Origin of the sequence: Pseudomonas sp. ERMR1:02 (assembly GCF_002277815.1) — a bacterium.
Lineage (GTDB): Bacteria > Pseudomonadota > Gammaproteobacteria > Pseudomonadales > Pseudomonadaceae > Aquipseudomonas.
In genome coordinates, this window is sequence record NZ_NKJI01000005.1 from 97,842 (window position 1) to 114,346 (window position 16,505).

The 16,505-nt window shown below is 59.1% G+C and carries 15 protein-coding genes and 2 pseudogenes; 6 read left to right on the forward strand and 11 right to left on the reverse strand.

The window, feature by feature from the left end:
- Nucleotides 1-249: 249 nt before the first annotated feature.
- The 5 genes and pseudogenes from CES87_RS11260 to CES87_RS11280 all read right to left on the reverse strand — a co-directional run bounded on the left by CES87_RS11260 (nt 250) and on the right by CES87_RS11280 (nt 4,939).
- The gene (locus CES87_RS11260) at nt 250-978 is read right to left on the reverse strand and encodes a hypothetical protein (RefSeq protein WP_128606168.1); all 729 of its coding nucleotides are present in this window, start codon (nt 976-978) and stop codon (nt 250-252) included.
- 433 nt (nt 979-1,411) lie between these two features.
- Nucleotides 1,412-2,167, reverse strand: coding sequence for an L-cystine ABC transporter ATP-binding protein TcyN (gene tcyN, locus CES87_RS11265; protein WP_128606169.1), 756 nt, complete (start codon nt 2,165-2,167; stop codon nt 1,412-1,414).
- 4 nt (nt 2,168-2,171) lie between these two features.
- Complete coding sequence (gene tcyL / locus CES87_RS11270) at nt 2,172-2,837, reverse strand: cystine ABC transporter permease (protein WP_128606170.1); 666 nt, start codon at nt 2,835-2,837, stop codon at nt 2,172-2,174.
- A pseudogene (gene tcyJ, locus CES87_RS11275) lies at nt 2,837-3,625 on the reverse strand (cystine ABC transporter substrate-binding protein); the annotation flags it as partial. The pseudogene tcyJ and the gene tcyL, both read right to left, overlap by 1 nt.
- Nucleotides 3,626-3,946: 321 nt before the next feature.
- Entirely contained in the window at nt 3,947-4,939 is a 993-nt protein-coding gene (locus tag CES87_RS11280; protein ID WP_128606394.1) for a D-cysteine desulfhydrase, read from the reverse strand.
- Nucleotides 4,940-5,159: 220 nt separating this feature from the next.
- Here CES87_RS11280 and epsC point away from each other — a divergent pair, with 220 nt between their 5' ends.
- The gene (epsC, locus tag CES87_RS11285) at nt 5,160-6,086 is read left to right on the forward strand and encodes a serine O-acetyltransferase EpsC (RefSeq protein WP_128606172.1); all 927 of its coding nucleotides are present in this window, start codon (nt 5,160-5,162) and stop codon (nt 6,084-6,086) included.
- 382 nt (nt 6,087-6,468) lie between these two features.
- Complete coding sequence (betT, locus tag CES87_RS11290) at nt 6,469-8,424, forward strand: choline transporter BetT (RefSeq protein ID WP_178081418.1); 1,956 nt, start codon at nt 6,469-6,471, stop codon at nt 8,422-8,424.
- A gap of 10 nt (nt 8,425-8,434) precedes the next feature.
- Here the strand turns inward: betT and CES87_RS11295 are convergent, their stop codons facing one another.
- On the reverse strand, nt 8,435-8,695 hold the full coding sequence (locus CES87_RS11295) for a hypothetical protein (protein WP_128606174.1): 261 nt from the start codon (nt 8,693-8,695) through the stop codon (nt 8,435-8,437).
- A 150-nt stretch (nt 8,696-8,845) separates the two neighbouring features.
- Entirely contained in the window at nt 8,846-9,616 is a 771-nt protein-coding gene (locus CES87_RS11300; protein WP_128606175.1) for an SDR family oxidoreductase, read from the reverse strand.
- Between the two features lie 120 nt (nt 9,617-9,736).
- Between CES87_RS11300 and CES87_RS11305 the strand changes: the two genes are divergently transcribed.
- From CES87_RS11305 to mgrA, 4 genes are all read left to right on the forward strand, one after another.
- Nucleotides 9,737-10,639 (forward strand): LysR family transcriptional regulator, encoded by a 903-nt coding sequence (locus CES87_RS11305; protein ID WP_128606176.1) that lies wholly within the window; start codon nt 9,737-9,739, stop codon nt 10,637-10,639.
- 114 nt (nt 10,640-10,753) lie between these two features.
- Nucleotides 10,754-10,936: a type II toxin-antitoxin system HicA family toxin gene (locus CES87_RS11310; RefSeq protein ID WP_128606395.1), complete on the forward strand. Its 183-nt coding sequence runs from the start codon at nt 10,754-10,756 to the stop codon at nt 10,934-10,936.
- Between the two features lie 59 nt (nt 10,937-10,995).
- Nucleotides 10,996-11,397 carry a type II toxin-antitoxin system HicB family antitoxin gene (locus CES87_RS11315; RefSeq protein WP_128606177.1) on the forward strand — a complete coding sequence of 134 codons (402 nt, stop codon included), beginning with the start codon at nt 10,996-10,998 and terminating at the stop codon, nt 11,395-11,397.
- A 133-nt stretch (nt 11,398-11,530) separates the two neighbouring features.
- The gene (gene mgrA / locus CES87_RS11320) at nt 11,531-12,568 is read left to right on the forward strand and encodes an L-glyceraldehyde 3-phosphate reductase (protein WP_128606178.1); all 1,038 of its coding nucleotides are present in this window, start codon (nt 11,531-11,533) and stop codon (nt 12,566-12,568) included.
- Nucleotides 12,569-12,691: 123 nt separating this feature from the next.
- Here the strand turns inward: mgrA and tauD are convergent, their stop codons facing one another.
- The 4 genes and pseudogenes from tauD to tauA all read right to left on the reverse strand — a co-directional run bounded on the left by tauD (nt 12,692) and on the right by tauA (nt 16,286).
- Nucleotides 12,692-13,534, reverse strand: coding sequence for a taurine dioxygenase (tauD, locus tag CES87_RS11325; RefSeq protein WP_128606179.1), 843 nt, complete (start codon nt 13,532-13,534; stop codon nt 12,692-12,694).
- Nucleotides 13,535-13,668: 134 nt separating this feature from the next.
- Complete coding sequence (gene tauC / locus CES87_RS11330; RefSeq protein ID WP_128606180.1) at nt 13,669-14,502, reverse strand: taurine ABC transporter permease TauC; 834 nt, start codon at nt 14,500-14,502, stop codon at nt 13,669-13,671.
- Nucleotides 14,499-15,292 (reverse strand): annotated as a pseudogene (tauB, locus tag CES87_RS11335) (taurine ABC transporter ATP-binding subunit). Before tauB ends, tauC begins: the two are co-directional and overlap by 4 nt.
- Nucleotides 15,293-15,308: 16 nt before the next feature.
- Nucleotides 15,309-16,286, reverse strand: a complete 978-nt coding sequence (tauA, locus tag CES87_RS11340) for a taurine ABC transporter substrate-binding protein (protein WP_128606181.1) — start codon at nt 16,284-16,286, stop codon at nt 15,309-15,311.
- Nucleotides 16,287-16,505: the final 219 nt, after the last annotated feature.

The window sequence follows — 16,505 nt, forward strand, 5'->3', positions numbered from 1 at the left end:
CAAAGAATGTCCGGTGGTCCGGTGCATATACCCTAAGCGTTTATAAATAACTTATGAACTAACTTTTAGGAATATGTATAGAAGTGTGCCGCCACGAACTGTACGCAGAGCAACACTTGTTTCTGGAGCAACAGTTAATTGTTGAATTCGGCTTTTATTGTAGGAGCGAGGCTTGCCCGCGAAGGCGTCAGTTCTGGTACGCCGCGTTATCGTTCTTCGCGAGCAAGCTTCGCTCCTACAAGCGCAGACTCATTGGTTGCAGGAGGCAGCAGGCTTGGCAAAACCAATCTTCAACGTCCGCGCCGGGGCCCAGCGCGAGTTGTTGCCGACCCGGTCGAGGATGCAGTAAGTCACCTCCAGCCGCTGATCCTCGCCGGCTTCAGTGATGATTGCCGGTGGCACCCAGATCCGCAGGGGCAGGCCCACCTCGCACGCTTTGACAGGTGGCAGGTCCAGGCGCACGTCACCCCAGCGCAGGGTTATTTCATCGCCCTCGGCCATGTTGATGTAAGGCTCGATGGTCAGCGGGACGCCGCGCTGGATCTGTTGTGGGTTGACCCCACGCCGACGGATGGTGGCGGGGAGACTCACCGGTGCCAGGAGCTGATTTTCGTCAGCGCTGTGCGGCGCAAGCGGGCCGCCAGGGCAGTCGAGTTTGACCAGTACCCGCGCCGCCACCGACAGCGCCGGGTTTCGTCCGACCTGCATCACGCGGTAATGCACCCAGGCTGCGCCGCTGAGGATGAAACTTTCCGGTACCCGCAGACTGACTGAATGGCCCACGTCTTGCGCCGTCAGCACGCGGGAGGCGACGAAGCTGCCGTCCCAGAACAGTTCAATCAGATCGCCGCTGTCCATGTCGGCGTATGGCCCAACGTCGACCCACAGGTTGGTCGCCGCGAGGAAATTGATAGCAGCCTTGTTGGCTTGCGCCAGGGTCGGAGGCGCCAGGGACGGGATGCGTGAAATGCAGGTCATGGGTATTTCTCCTTGAAGTATTGCAACGAAATCCATTTCTGAAACAGGCATAAAGTTCGAGTAACCAAACCGTTGAGCTAGATAAGTGTGCGCTTGAATAAGAGTCAATAGAGTGAGTTGGTTAAATACCAGGTTCACTGTTATTCAGAAGGCTCCTACGCATCGACGTCAATAAACGCTAAGGAGTTGTCGAACATACACACGGCTTCTGTAGGAGCTGGCTTGCCAGCGAAGGATTTAAGAGCACTGCGTTCCGCCAGTAAGCACGCGTAATCGTTAACCACCATCGCGAGCAGGCTCGCTCCTACAGGTTACGATGTTCACCGAAAAATGCGTCGCGCACATATATATGTAACGCACGCGCTGATGGAGAGTTAGTTGTTGGGGGAGGTAACTTCCATCCCTGGAAGTTGGGGGTTCTACGATGGATGTTTCAAGCGTGTGAGTTGTTCAGAAACTTACTGAGAAACTGTTTCGTACGTTCTTCTTTTGGGTTGGCAAACAGCGCCTTCGCTTCGCCTTGTTCAACAATCACGCCCTTGTCGAAAAACACCACACGATTGGCCACGTCGCGGGCGAACGCCATTTCGTGGGTAACAATGACCATGGTGCGGTTCTCTTCGGCCAGGCCGCGGATAGTCGCCAGCACTTCGCCCACCAGCTCCGGGTCGAGAGCCGAGGTCGGTTCGTCGAACAGGATCACTTCCGGCTCCATCGCCAACGCGCGGGCAATCGCCACGCGTTGTTGCTGACCGCCCGAGAGACGGCGCGGATAAGCGTCTTCCTTGCCCGCCAGGCCGACCTTGGCCAACAGTTTTTTACCCAGGGCAACAGCGTCGGCGTGCGGGGTCTTTTTCACCACGATCGGGCCTTCGATGACGTTTTCCAGGGCGGTGCGATGGGGGAACAGGTTGAAGTTCTGGAATACGAAGCCCACATGCTGGCGCAAACGGCGCACCAGGCTTTGCTGCTGGTTCAACGGGCGGCTGGTATCGATCTCGATGTCGCCGACCTTGATCCGGCCGCTGGTGGGTTCTTCCAGGAAATTCAGGCAACGCAGGAACGTGGTTTTACCCGAGCCGCTTGGCCCGATGATCGCCACGACCTCACCTTCCTTCACTTGCAGATCGATGCCGTTGAGCACGACTTGACCCTTGAACTGCTTTGTCAGTTTTTCCACGACAATCATTGGGTCAGGACTCCAGATCGTGCCGATTGACCCGGGCTTCCAGCTGGTTCTGCAGGTGCGACAGCACCGTGGCCAGAATCCAGTAGATCAGCGCGGCGGCAAGGTACATGGTGAAAATTTCGAAGGTTCGGGCGGTGATCAGCTGCGCCTGACGGAACAGCTCCGGCACCTGGATGGTGGCCGCCAGTGCGGTGTCCTTGACCAGCGAAATGAAGCTGTTGCCCAGTGGTGGCAATGCGGTGCGCATCGCTTGCGGGATGATGGCCCGGCGCAGGGTTTGCGCGCGAGTCATGCCGATACTGGCTGCAGCTTCCCACTGACCGCGCTCGATTGAGCTGATCGCGGCACGCAGGATTTCACAGGCGTAGGCGGCCATGTTCAGCGAGAAGCCAATCAGGGCCGCCGGCAGCGGATCAAGTTCGATGCCCAATTGCGGCAAGCCGTAATAGATCACGAACAGTTGCACCAGCAACGGTGTGCCGCGAAAGAACGACACGTAGATGCGGGCGATCCAGCTCACCAGCTTGAAGCGCGACAGGCGCATCAGTGCCAGGCAGAAGCCCAGCACGAGGCCGAAGAACATCCCGCCCAGGCTCAAGATCACCGTGTAATACGCGCCCTTGAGCAGAAAGGGCGCGGAGTCCAGCGCGAGTTGAAGACCTGCTTCCATTATTTAGTGACGTCGGCGTTGAAGTATTTCTGCGAGAGCTTGGCCAGGGTGCCATCGGCGCGCAGTTTGTCGATGGCCTTATTGATCGCGGCCAGCAGCTCAGGTTCGCCTTTGCGCAGGGCAATACCGGCTTCCTGACGGGAGAACGCTGCGCCAGCGGCGGTAGTGTCCTTAGCCTTCTGGGCATATTCCAGTGCGGCCAGACGGTCGATCAGAATGGCGTCGATGCGGCCGATGCGCAGGTCCTGGAACTTGGTCGGATCATCGTCGTAAGTCTTGATGATGGCTTTAGGCTGATTGTCTTTGAGCCATTGCTCGTAGTTGGTGCCCAGGCCCACACCGACTTTCTTGCCGGCCAGGTCATCGGCGCTCTTGATGGTGTCTTTGTTCTTGGTCAGAACCAGCGCTTGAATCCCGGAAACGGTGTACGGCTCGGAGAAGTCATACTTCTTCTTGCGCTCTTCGGAGATGGTCACCTGGTTGATCACCGCGTCCAGACGCTTGGATTCCAGCGCCGCGAGGATGCCGTCCCATTTGGTCGGTTGCAGTTTGACCTTGACGCCCAATTCTTTGGCCAGCGCTTCGGAGAACTCGACTTCGAAACCGGACAGTTTGCCGTCGGCATCGACGAAGCTGAACGGTGGATAAGTACCTTCCAGGCCAACGTTGATCACGCCGGCATCTTTGATTTTTTGCAGCTGCTCACCGGCAACCGCCTGGCCAATCAGGCCCGCGCTCAGTGCCAGGCCCAGCGAACCCACCAGCAGATTTCGACGTAGTGCGGAAAATTCATGACAAGCCCCTGTGTTTTCTTATGGAAGACGCTTTTAGAAAGGTTGGCGAAATCGGGAATTGGACGACAGCGCTATCCTGCCTTAAAGCAGCGTATGCGTCTTTCGGGAAATTCGCCTGCGGGATGACTATATGATGGCGTTAATAGATTGGAAAATACTTAATAGTCTTTTTATTATTTCTTTATAGAATATGTGGTAGTGATCGTTCCCCCGCTCCGCGTGGGAATGCCTCAAGGGACGCTCCGCGTCCAGTGACGCGGAGCGTCACGGGCTGCATTCCCACGCAGAGCGTGGGAACGATCAGGTCGGTTTCGGTTAGAGGAAATCCTTGTAGGCAAACAACGCCGGCGCCCCACCGGTGTGCAGGAAAATAATCGGACCCTCATCGAAACGCTGACGCCCGATCCCGTCCAGCAATCCCGCCATGGCCTTGCCGGTATAGACGGGGTCCAGCAGCAGGCCTTCCTGACTCGCCACCAGCTTCACCGCCGCCAGTGTCCCGGCATTCGGCTCGCCATAGCGCGGCGCGAAATATTCGTCCCACAATTCGACCTTGAAACTCGCCGGCAACGTCACACCCAACAATTCGGCGGTACGTTCAGCCAAGCCTTGCACCTTCGGCCGCTGATCTTCCTCGCTACGCGAAACCGTGACGCCGATCACCGGCAAACCCGGCAGGGCTTCGCTCAACGCCAGCGCCAGGCCGCTGTGGGTTCCGGCGCTGCCGGAGGCTAGGACGACGGCGGCGAAATTCAGCCCGGTGTCCTTGATCTGCTCGGCCAGTTCCAGGCCGGCGCGCACGTAACCAAGGGCTCCCAGCGCATTGGAGCCACCGATCGGCACCAGATACGGTTTCTTGCCATTGCTACGCAGACGTGCAGCCAGGGCCTGCAATTGCTCGTCGGCGTTGTCCAGGTTTTCCACAAGCTCGACCTTCGCATCGAAAAGGTCCAGCAACAGCCGATTGCCGTTACCGACATAGTTTGCGTCATCGGTGCCGAGGGGATTTTCCAGCAGGGCGACACAGCCAAGGCCAAGTTTGGCGGCAATAGCCGCTGTCTGGCGCACGTGGTTGGACTGCAGCGCGCCCGCGGTAATCAAAGTGTCCGCGCCTTGGGCCAAGGCATCGGCGGCCAGGTATTCGAGTTTGCGCAACTTGTTACCGCCCATCGCCAACGGCGTCAGGTCATCGCGTTTGACGTATACATCGCGGCCAAGCCAGGTCGACAGGCGTTCGAGTTTTTCCAGGGCGGTTGGCTGACCAAGCAGGTCGAGACGGTTAAAGCGGGCAAGCTGTTGTTTGATCAGCTGTTGATTAATCGGCTGTTGTTTGATCATGGGTCCGTACTGGCGGTGGGGGATCTAACGACTATAGGCACGGCTATTTAAGTGGGCAACCGTGAATCACTTATATCCAAATGTACTGAGCACAGCACAATCGGTTCTTAATTCGGGTTCCAGACCTTGCCGTAAAGTAATCGCCGTCAGCGCGGCCAGACAGTCCGGTCGCCCGTGAGGAGTTTTTACCGTGAGTGAGCGTTCCAGCCATTGGCAATTGCAGACCATCGTCAGCCAGCTACGCACCGCACGTGACCAGTGGCGTGCGCAAAACGGCCGTGCCAGTACCGAGCAAGGTGGTCGCGAATTGCCGTCCCGTGCGGCCATGGCGGAGATTCTCGAAGCGCTGTGTGGTGCGCTGTTCCCGATGCGACTGGGTCCGGTTGACCTGCGCGAGGAAAGTGAAGACTTCTACGTCGGCCACACCCTTGATGTCGCGCTGAATGCGTTGCTGGCTCAGGCGCGACTCGAATTGCGTTATGCCGCTCGGCACAGCGATCAGGCGGACGCCGAGGTCGAGACCAGGACCATCCAGCTCATTCAGGGCTTTGCTCTGGCCCTGCCAGGTTTACGCAGTCTGTTGGATACCGACGTGCTGGCGGCCTATCACGGTGACCCGGCGGCGCGCAGCGTCGATGAAGTGCTGTTGTGCTATCCGGGCATTCTGGCGGTGATTCACCATCGTCTGGCCCACCATTTATACCGTGCCGGGCTGCCGTTGCTGGCGCGGATCAGCTCAGAAATCGCCCACTCGGCCACCGGCATCGACATTCACCCCGGTGCGCAGATCGGCCGCAGTTTCTTCATCGACCACGGGACCGGCGTCGTTATCGGCGAGACGGCGATCATTGGCGAGCGGGTGCGGATTTATCAGGCCGTGACCCTGGGCGCCAAGCGTTTCCCGGCGGACGAAGACGGTCAATTGCAGAAAGGCCAGCCGCGGCATCCGATTGTCGAGGACGATGTTGTGATCTATGCCGGTGCAACGATTCTGGGTCGGATCACCATCGGCAAGGGCTCGACCATTGGCGGCAACGTCTGGCTGACCCGCAGCGTGCCGGCGGGGAGCAACCTGACCCAGGCGAATCTGCAGCATGATGATGGGACGCAGAAGTAACCCCCTCTCGCCGACCGACCGGCTGGTCAACCGCTGATCGTTCCCATGCTCTGCGTGGGAATGCATCAAGGGACGCTCCGCGTTCCGAAGCCTCCACCGGCGTGCTGCCTTGTACCTATGTGACGCGGAGCGTCACGGGCTGCATTCCCACGCAGAGCGTGGGAACGATCAACAGAAACCGTACCGCCCAGCCCTGCGATTAGTCCTTAGCACCCTATCCATGTTTAACTTGAACGTTCATTCAAGTTAAACCGGTGGTTCGCTGCCCCCTCACAACAGGAGGCTTGCCTTTGCTGAGTCCGATTTTTACAGCCACGTTTTACCGCTTCGAGGTGCACCGTTCATGAGTGCATCGTCCCTCCCTTCAAGCGGCCAGGTCCGCATGAATCCGCCGGTGTTCTGGTTCGCCGCGAGCTTCATTCTGTTGTTCGGCGTCGTTGTCATGGCCATGCCCGAACAGGCCGGTGCCTGGCTGCTGGCGGCGCAAAACTGGGCGGCCAACACGGTCGGCTGGTACTACATGCTGGCGATGACCCTGTATCTGGTCTTCGTGGTGGTCACCGCGTTATCGGGCTACGGCAAGATAAAACTCGGTGCCGACCACGACGAGCCCGAATTCAGTTACCTGTCCTGGGCCGGCATGCTGTTCGCCGCCGGGATCAGCATCACCCTGTTTTTCTTCTGCGTGTCCGAACCGTTGACCCATATGCTCCAGCCGCCGCAAGGCGAGGCGGGAACCGCGGAGGCGGCGCGTCAGGCGATGCAGATTTTGTTTCTGCACTGGGGCCTGCATGGTTGGGGTGTGTTCGCCTTTGTCGGTATGGCGCTGGCTTACTTCGCTTACCGGCACAACCTGCCGCTGGCCCTGCGCTCGGCGCTGTATCCACTGATCGGCAAGCGCATCAACGGCCCCATCGGTTATGCGGTGGACGGCTTCGGCATCATCGCCACGGTGTTCGGCCTGGGTGCCGACATGGGCTTTGGCGTGTTGCACCTTAATTCGGGTCTGGATTACCTGTTCGGCATCGCTCACACCCAGTGGATTCAGGTCGGCCTGATCACGCTGATGATGGGCGCGGCGATCATCGTTGCGGTGTCCGGCGTTGATAAGGGTGTGCGGGTGATGTCCGACATCAACATGCTGCTGGCCTGCGCGCTGCTGCTGTTCGTGTTGTTCGCAGGGCCCACGCAGCATTTGCTTAACACCTTGGTCCAGAACATCGGTGATTACCTCGGCGCGTTGCCGATGAAGAGTTTCGACCTGTACGCCTACGATAAACCCAGCGACTGGTTGGGCGGCTGGACAGTGTTCTATTGGGCCTGGTGGATTGCATGGTCGCCGTTCGTGGGACTGTTCATCGCGCGGATTTCCCGGGGCCGGACCATCCGCGAGTTCGTCTTCGGCGTGCTGCTGATTCCGCTCGGATTCACCCTGGCGTGGATGTCGATCTTCGGCAATAGCGCCATCGATCAGGTGCTCAACCACGGCATGTCGGCGCTGGGCATGTCGGCCCTCGACAACCCGTCGATGACCCTTTACCTGCTGCTGGAAACGTACCCGTGGAGCAAAACCGTCATCGCGGTCACGGTGTTCATCAGCTTCGTCTTCTTCGTCACCTCCGCCGACTCCGGCACCGTGGTGTTGTCGACGCTTTCCGCCAAGGGCGGCAACCCCGATGAAGACGGGCCGAAATGGCTGCGGGTGTTCTGGGGGGCGATGACCGCGCTGGTGACCAGTGCACTGCTGTTTTCCGGCAGCATCGATGCGTTGAAGTCGGCAGTGGTGCTGACTTCGCTGCCGTTTTCGCTGATTTTGCTGTTGATGATGTGGGGTCTGCACAAGGCGTTCTATCTGGAGTCGCAGAAGCAGATCGCGCAGCTGCATTCGCTGGCACCGGTGTCCGGCGCGCGGCGGGGCGGCTGGCGCCAGCGCTTGAGTCAGGCCGTGCATTTCCCGTCGCGGGATGAGGTTTATCGATTCCTCGATTCGACGGTACGCCCGTCGATCGAAGAGGTGTCGGCAGTGTTCATTGAAAAGGGCCTGAGCGTCGTCACGCATCCGGAGCCGGTCAATGACAGCGTCAGCCTGGAGATCGGTCACGGCGATCAGCACCCATTCATCTATCAGGTGCAGATGCGCGGCTATTTCACGCCGTCGTTCGCCCGTGGCGGCATGGGTTCCAAGGAGCTCAACAACCGTCGTTACTACCGGGCCGAAGTGCATTTGAGCGAGGGCAGTCAGGACTACGATATGGTGGGTTACAGCAAGGAGCAGGTGATTAACGACATTCTTGATCAGTACGAGCGGCACATGCAGTTTTTGCATTTGGTACGTTGATCGGGGGAGTTCATGTCTCGGTGGTCAGCACCATAAACAACACCAGCGCCGCCACCGGGACACCGAATACGGCGCTGCCGACCGCCAATTCCGTGCTCAATGGCTGGCCGGCATGCACCATGCCGACTGCGCCATTGATCAACGTCAGCGCCAGCCACAGCACGATAAAGCCGTAGGCCAGGGTCTGGCGGCTGAAGCCGATTTTCTCACCGATGTAAAGCATCAGCGCCAGCAGAATCAGGCCGAAGGTGATGATGATGGTGGTGTGCATGGTGGGTTCCGTCCTTCAAAAAAATGCGATGTCCTTCAGGCCGCCTTCGCGGGCAAGCCTCGCTCCTACAGGGGGCGGCGATAAATCTGTAGGAGCGAGGCTTGCCCGCGAAGGCGGCCTTACTGATTTAACCCGATACATCGAGCATAGTTAAACCAATCCCCCATTGACCCGCAGAATCTGCCCGTTGACCCACGCCGAATCCGGCCCGACCAAAAAGGATACAACCCGGGAAATATCTTCCGGCTGCCCCAGCCGCTCCAACGGCGCCATTTTGGCAAAATTCTGGATCTGCTCTTCGCTCTTGCCATGCAAAAACAGCTCTGTCGCCACCGGCCCCGGCGCCACCGCATTGACCGTGATGTTGCGCCCGCGCATTTCCTTGGCAAACACCTGGGTCAGGGATTCCACCGCGGCTTTGCTGGCGATATACACCGCGTAGCCCGGCAGGTTCAGGCCAACGGTGCTGCTGGAGAAGTTGATGATCCGCCCGCCAGCGTTCAGGCGCGTGGCGGCTTCACGCAGGGTGTTGAAGGTGCCACGAGCGTGGATATTGAAATTCTGCTCGAACAGCTCGTCGCTGTGTTGCGCCAACGGCATGACCTTGAGAATGCCGGCGTTGTTCACCAGCACATCAACCTTGCCCAGTTGTGCTTCGGTCTCGTCGAACATCCGGCGCACATCGTCGGCATTGGCCACGTCAGCCTTGATCGCTATGGCTTGATGGCCGGCCTGACGCAGTTCCACCACCAGTTTCGAGGCTTCGCCGGCGCTGTTGGCGTAATTGATGGCGACGGCGAAACCTTCGCTGGCCAGTTGTTTGGCGATGACCGCACCAATGCCGCGGGAGGCGCCGGTCACGATGGCAACTTTGTAGGCGCCGGCTTGCTGGCGAAGGCGGTTCGAATTCTGGTCAGTCATGGCGGTATTCCTGTTGATTGGGTGTGAAGCCAATTTCACATGTTTACCCAAGCCGATAAATGCACCAGAGTTGCCTTGACTGTTCAATAATCGCCAACAATTGAGTGTCAGGAGTTCAGCGTGGATCAAGTCAAAGCGATGAAGGTGTTCGTGCGAATCTACGAGCGCAGCAGCTTTACCCTGGCGGCGGATGACCTGAACCTGCCGCGCGCGACGCTGACCCACACGTTGAATCAATTCGAGTCCTGGCTCGGCACGCGGTTACTGGAGCGCAGCACGCGTAAGGTGCGTCCGACGCTGGATGGCGAGGCGTACTACCTGCGTTGCGTGCAATTGCTCGCAGAGTTGGAAGAGGCCGAACTTGCGTTTCGCGGTGTGGCGCCGAAAGGTCGGCTGCGGGTCGACTTGCACGGCACCTTGGCCAGGCACTTCGTGATCCCGGCCTTGCCGCAATTCATGGCGCGTTACCCGGACATCGAGCTGTCCATCAGCGAGGCCGACCGTCTGGTTGACCTGATCGGTGACGGAGTCGACTGCGTGTTGCGCGCCGGCACCTTGAGCGACTCCGCACTGATCGGAAAACGCGTCGCCAGCCTGCGCCAGATCACCTGCGCGAGCCCTGCCTATCTGCGCAAATACGGCGAGCCGAAAAGCCTTGAAGACCTGAAAAACCATCGCGCCGTGAACTACGTTTCACGCACCACTGCCAAGTTGTTTCCGTTCGAATTCATGGTCAATGGCGAACTCAAGGAAGTGGCCATTGATGGTGCGGTGTCGGTGTTCGGTGCAGAAATTTACGCCGCCTCGGCCATCGCCGGATTGGGACTGATCCAATGCCCGCACTACCGCATGGAAACGCAAATCGCCCAGGGTCTGATAAAGGAAATCCTCATCGACACACCGCCACCATCGATGCCGGTATCTGTGCTGTATCCGCACAACCGACACATGTCGCCACGGGTTCGGGTGTTTGTGGATTGGTTGGGGGAGGTATTTGAAAGTGCCCGGGAGCCGCTGGTCTGAGATGAAAACTGGACACTGTCCTGATCGACTACTATTTTTCCAAGTGTGTATGGTGTGTATTGTTACCGCTACGCCTAAAGTTCCCAGCGGTTGCTGTGGAAAAAGGCGAAGGAAATGCGAAGTCGGGAAATGATCAGGATGATCGAGGACGATGGTTGGTATCTGGTTGCGGTGAAAGGAAGCCACCACCAGTACAAGCATCCTCGCAAGCCAGGGAGAGTGACGATCAAGCACCCTGACTCGGATCTTCCAAAAGGAACGATCAACAGCATATTGAAACAGGCGGGGCTGAAATGAGGCCTGGCATGGGATACGAAAGTCCGGATGCGGACTCATCACTGGAAGGATTCATTTAAATGAAATTCCCGGTCGTTCTACATAAGGATGCCGACTCAGAATACGGAGTGATCATCCCGGACGTACGGGGTTGTTTCTCCGCAGGCAGCACGGTGGCGCAGGCACTCGAAAGCGTGAAAGAGGCGCTGTCCCTGCACTACGAGGGGTTGGTGGCCGATGGCGATCCATTGCCGCAAGTGCGCGAGATCGACGCTCATCTTGATAACCCTGAGTACGCTGGTGGCGTGTGGGCGGTGGTGGATTTCGATGTCACGCCTTACTTCGGCAAGTCGGTGCGTTTCAATGCCACGCTGCCAGAGCAGTTGCTTGAGCGGATCGACCAGACTGTGAGGCGGGATCAGCGCTACAGCTCGCGCTCCGGTTTTCTGGCGGCGGCAGCCTTGCGTGAATTATCGACATAGGCGTTTGTTCTGAAGAATTGTGAATCGTTTCAGCAATTAGTCGAGTCCAGGTTTTTTGGCGTTTGTCTGGGCGTATGCTGGGCGACTGGCGAAGCAGTCGAGACCAGATTCAAGACAGACAAGAGAGGATTCGATGACTTACACCGCTGCCGAAAACCGCTACGACTCCATTCCTTACCGCCGCGTGGGCCGTAGCGGACTGGTGCTGCCGGCGCTGTCCCTGGGCCTGTGGCATAACTTCGGCGACAGCACGCCGATCGACACTCAGCGGGCGTTGTTGCGCACGGCATTCGACCTAGGCATCAACCATTTCGACCTGGCGAACAACTATGGCCCGCCGTATGGCAGCGCCGAGATCAACTTTGGTCGGCTGCTGCGTGAAGACTTCAAGCAATACCGCGATGAGCTGATCATCTCCAGCAAGGCCGGATGGGACATGTGGCCCGGTCCTTATGGTCAGGGCGGCGGTTCGCGCAAGTACGTGCTGGCCAGTCTCGACCAGAGCCTGCAACGCCTGGGCCTGGACTACGTGGACATTTTCTACTCCCACCGTTTTGACCCGGACACCCCGCTGGAAGAAACCGCCAGCGCCTTGGCCACGGCAGTGCAACAGGGCAAGGCGCTGTACATCGGCATCTCGTCTTATTCCGGGGTGAAAACCCGGGAAATGGCAGCATTGCTCAAAGAGTGGAAAGTCCCGTTACTGATCCATCAGCCGGCCTACAACCTGCTCAATCGCTGGGTGGAAAAAGACCTGCTGGACACCACCGAGGAACTCGGCACCGGTGTGATTGCCTTCACGCCGCTGGCGCAGGGGTTGCTGACCGACAAATACCTCAATGGTGTACCGGCAGATGCTCGGGTCAATCGTCCGGGCGGTGGTTCGTTGCAGGAATCGCATTTGTCTGAGGCCAACATTGCTCAGGTGCGTGCGCTCAATGAGATTGCCAAGCGTCGCGGCCAGAGCCTTGCGCAACTGGCGCTGGCTTGGACATTGCGTGATCCACGGGTGACTTCGGCACTGATCGGCGCGAGCCGGCCGGAGCAGATCATTGAGAATGTTGGGGCGTTGAAGAATTTGAGTTTCAGCGCAGAGGAATTGGCGGAGATTGACCGGTTTGCCCAAGAGGGCGGGATCAATCTTTGGGAAAAACCGTCGACGGCTGAATAACCCCTGACTGATCGTTCCCACGCTCTGCGTGGGAATGCCTCAACGGACGCTCCGCGTTCGGCTTTAGATGGGACGCGGAGCGTCCCGGGCTGCATTCCCACGCGGAGCGTGGGAACGATTGGTTCACCGAAAAAAAGGTACATCCCCCAACACTGTCGCCCGCTGCATCACCCGCCGCGCCGGGCGGTAATCATCCACCGCGTAATGCTGGGTCACGCGGTTGTCCCAGAATGCGATGTCGTCTTTCTGCCAGCGCCAGCGAATGGTGAATTCCGGCCGTGTGGCGTGGGCGAACAGGAACTTCAGAATCGCCTCACTTTCGGTTTCCGACAGTTCGTTGATCTTTGAGGTGAAGCCTTCGTTGACGAACAGCGAGCGGCGTCCGCTCACCGGATGCGTGCGGATCACCGGGTGAGACAGCGGCGGATTCTTGCGCCGTGCTTCTTCCCATTGGGCCAGCGCCTCGGGCGTGTTGCCGTAGCGCTCCAGCGGAAACGAACGGGTGAAATCGTGGGTGGCGGTCAGCCCTTCGAGCAGGGTTTTCATCGGCGCCGACAAGGCTTCGTACGCCGCAATGCCGCTGGCCCACAATGTGTCGCCGCCAAACTCCGGCAGCAGCTTGGCGCTGAGCACCGCGCCCATGGCCGGGGTTGGCAGGAAGGTTACGTCGGTGTGCCAGATCGCGTTGTCGCGCACATCGGTAACGGCGGTGTCGAGGATCAGCACTTGCGGTTGTTCAGGCACATTCGGGTAGATCGGATGAATGTGCAGATCTCCGAAGTTGGCGGCGAAGCGTGCCTGCTGTTGCGGCGTGATCGGCTGGTCGCGAAAGAACAGCACCTGATGCTTGAGCAGCGCTTGTTCGATGGCATCGCGCTGTTCCAGATTCAGCGGCTGGCTGATGTCGACGCCGCTGATCTGTGCGCCGAGGGCGGAGCTTAAAGGGACGATGGTCAAGCTACTCATGGGCTTTCTCTTAATCTTGGGGCGCCGATGTGTTCTGTAGGAGCCGAGCTTGCTCGCGAATGCGGTGGGACAGGCAAATTTGCTCTGACAGATACACCGCATTCGCGAGCAAGCTCGGCTCCTACACTGAATTTTCAGTGGGCCTGGCCGTGCCATGGCACCAGTTTGCGTTGCAGGGCGCGCAGGCCCATTTCCATGGCAAAGGCAATCAGCGCGATCACCAGAATCCCCAGTACCACCACATCGGTGACCAGGAACTGCGCGGCCGACTGCACCATGAAGCCCAAACCGCTGGTGGCAGCGATCAACTCGGCGGCGACCAACGTCGACCAGCCCACACCCAGGCCAATGCGCACACCGGTCAAAATGTCTGGCAAGGCACTCGGCAGAATCACATGGCGAATCAATTGCGCCCGTGTAGCGCCCAACGACTGCGCGGCGCGCAACTTGGCCGGGTCGACCGTGCGCACACCGGTGGCGGTGGCGATGGCGATCGGCGCGAAAATCGCCAGGTAGATCAGCAGGACTTTCGACAACTCACCAATACCGCACCAGATCACGATCAGCGGCAGATAAGCCAGCGGTGGAATAGGGCGGTAGAACTCGATCAGCGGATCCAGCACTCCCCGGGCAATACGATTGGCGCCAATGGCGATGCCCACTGGTACGGCAGTCAGTACCGCGAAACCGAGGCCCAGGCCGATACGGCTGAGGCTCGCACCCAGGTGTTGCCACAGGGTCGAATCCATGTAACCCGTTGTCACCAGCAGCCAGCCTTTTTGCAGCACGGCGGACGGTGGCGGCAGGAACAGTGGTTCGATCATGCCGGTGGCGGTGACAGCCCACCAAATGGCAACCAGCGCGACCAGCGTCAGCACGCTGATCCAGCGCGTGCTCAGACTGCGACGGACCGGAATGACCGTTGAACCCGGTTTAACCGCAACGGCCGGAATTTCATAACTGCTCATGCGCGCTCCTGCCGCTGGGCGGCGCTGCGTTGGGAGAACACTCTGGCGAGCACGTGTTCGCGGGTTTCGATGAAGCGAGGGTCGGATTTGATCGAGCGGGCCGATTCACCAGCGGCGTAACGCTGGCCGAAATCCAGGTGCAGGCGTTCGACGATTTGCCCGGGTTGGGTGCCAGCAAAATCAGGTCAGTGGCCAGGAATACAGCTTCTTCGATGTCGTGGGTGATCAGGAATACCGGCTTGGCGGTGCGCCGCCAGACTTGCAGCAACAGTTCCTGCATCTGTTCGCGGGTGAAGGCATCGAGGGCGCCGAACGGCTCGTCCATCAGCAATACGCGTGGGTCGGCGGCGAGGGCGCGGGCCAGGCCGACGCGCTGTTTCTGGCCACCGGAAAGTTGCCAGATGCGACGGTTTTCAAATCCTGAAAGGTCCACCAGTGCGAGCATTTCCCGGGCGCGCTGTTCACGTTTTGTCCGCGCAATGCCGGCCAGCTCCAGACCGAAGCCAACGTTGGCCAGCACGTCCTGCCATGGCAGCAGGGCATCGTCCTGAAACACCACGCCACGTTCGGCGCTTGGGCCTTTCACCGGCACGCCATCGAGGGTGATGCGCCCGGCGCTGGGTTCGACGAAACCGGCAATCAGGTTGAGCAGCGAAGTCTTGCCACTGCCGGACGGGCCGAGGGCCACCAGCAATTGCTGGGGCCCCAGGGTCAGGGAAATATCCATCAGCACCGGTTCCGGGCTGCCTGGGTACTGTGCGCTGATGCGCTCCAGCTGTAGCAAGGCCATCGCAATTAACTCCCGATCAGTTGGTGATGAACTTGGCGCTGACGTACGGCGCGTAGTCCGGCAGCACAGCCTCGACCTTGCCTTGTTCCTTGAGGAACGCGGCGGTGTCGGTGATGGCCTTGGTGGTCGGTGCGCCGAGGGTGATCACTTGATCAGCCGCCAGCGGATAGACGTTGCCTTGCAACAGCAACGGAATATCGCTGGCCTTGGCGCCGGAAAGTTTTACCAGTTTGTCGACGTTGGATTGGTTGGCGAGCCAGGCTTTCGGGTCTTTGCGGTAATCGGCGTAGGCATCCAGGGTCACCTTGGCGAACGCAGTGACGATTTCCGGGTGCTTCTCGGCGAAGTCCTTGCGCACGATCCACGCATCGAAGGTCGGGGCGCCAAACTTGGCCAGTTCACCGGAGGTGATCAGCACTTTGCCGTTTTCCTTGGCCACACCGAGAGCCGGGTCCCACACGTAGGTGGCGTCGATATCACCGCGTTTCCATGCGGCAATAATTGCGGGTGGGGCGAGGTTGAGCACGGTGACTTTCGACGGATCGATGTTCCAGTGCTTCAACGCGGCCAGCAGACTGTAGTGGCCGGTGGAAACGAATGGCACGGCGATCTTCTTGCCGATCAGGTCTTGTGGGGTCTTGATCCCGGAACCGTCGCGGGCCACCAGTGCTTCGGCGGCGCCGATCTGGGTGGCAATGAGGAAGGTTTCCACCGGGACTTTGCGGGTGATGGCCGCCGTCAGCGGACTGGAACCGAGGTAGCCAATCTGCACGTCGCCGGAAGCGATGGCGGCGATGATGTCGGCACCGTTATCGAATTTGCGCCAGTTGATGTCAGCTTTTGTAGCTTTTTCGTACGCGCCGTCGGCCTGTGCGACTTTCGCCGGGTCAACGGTGGTCTGATAGGCGACGGTCACGTCAGCCGCCTGGGCAAAGAAACTCGCCGCAGCCAATGATGCGGCCGCCAGCAAGCGAAGGGGGAAATTCAATTTCATAGGAAAGCTCCTTGTCCGGCGACCGAGAGTCGGCGTGAAAAGGAGACTAAATGATATAAGAATTAGAAAATAAATAACTTTTTCGAATGAGCTTATGAGCGGAAAATTCTAAGGGAGGGGGGGCGGCTTTGTGCCGATCGTTCCCATGCTCTGCGTGGGAATGCCTCTAGGGACGCTCCGCGTCCAGTGACGCGGAGCGTCACGGGCTGCATTCCCACG

Bases quoted from the DNA above. Each gene is read 5' to 3' on its own strand.
- tcyL (WP_128606170.1), bottom strand. From the start codon at position 2,837: ATGGAAGCAGGTCTTCAACTCGCGCTGGACTCCGCGCCCTTTCTGCTC.
- betT (WP_178081418.1), top strand. From the start codon at position 6,469: ATGAATCCGCCGGTGTTCTGGTTCGCCGCGAGCTTCATTCTGTTGTTC.
- CES87_RS11315 (WP_128606177.1), top strand. From the start codon at position 10,996: ATGAAATTCCCGGTCGTTCTACATAAGGATGCCGACTCAGAATACGGA.
- CES87_RS11295 (WP_128606174.1), bottom strand. From the start codon at position 8,695: ATGCACACCACCATCATCATCACCTTCGGCCTGATTCTGCTGGCGCTG.
- CES87_RS11310 (WP_128606395.1), top strand. From the start codon at position 10,754: ATGCGAAGTCGGGAAATGATCAGGATGATCGAGGACGATGGTTGGTAT.
- tauC (WP_128606180.1), bottom strand. From the start codon at position 14,502: ATGAGCAGTTATGAAATTCCGGCCGTTGCGGTTAAACCGGGTTCAACG.
- CES87_RS11260 (WP_128606168.1), bottom strand. From the start codon at position 978: ATGACCTGCATTTCACGCATCCCGTCCCTGGCGCCTCCGACCCTGGCG.
- tauD (WP_128606179.1), bottom strand. From the start codon at position 13,534: ATGAGTAGCTTGACCATCGTCCCTTTAAGCTCCGCCCTCGGCGCACAG.
- tauA (WP_128606181.1), bottom strand. From the start codon at position 16,286: ATGAAATTGAATTTCCCCCTTCGCTTGCTGGCGGCCGCATCATTGGCT.
- mgrA (WP_128606178.1), top strand. From the start codon at position 11,531: ATGACTTACACCGCTGCCGAAAACCGCTACGACTCCATTCCTTACCGC.
- CES87_RS11300 (WP_128606175.1), bottom strand. From the start codon at position 9,616: ATGACTGACCAGAATTCGAACCGCCTTCGCCAGCAAGCCGGCGCCTAC.
- tcyN (WP_128606169.1), bottom strand. From the start codon at position 2,167: ATGATTGTCGTGGAAAAACTGACAAAGCAGTTCAAGGGTCAAGTCGTG.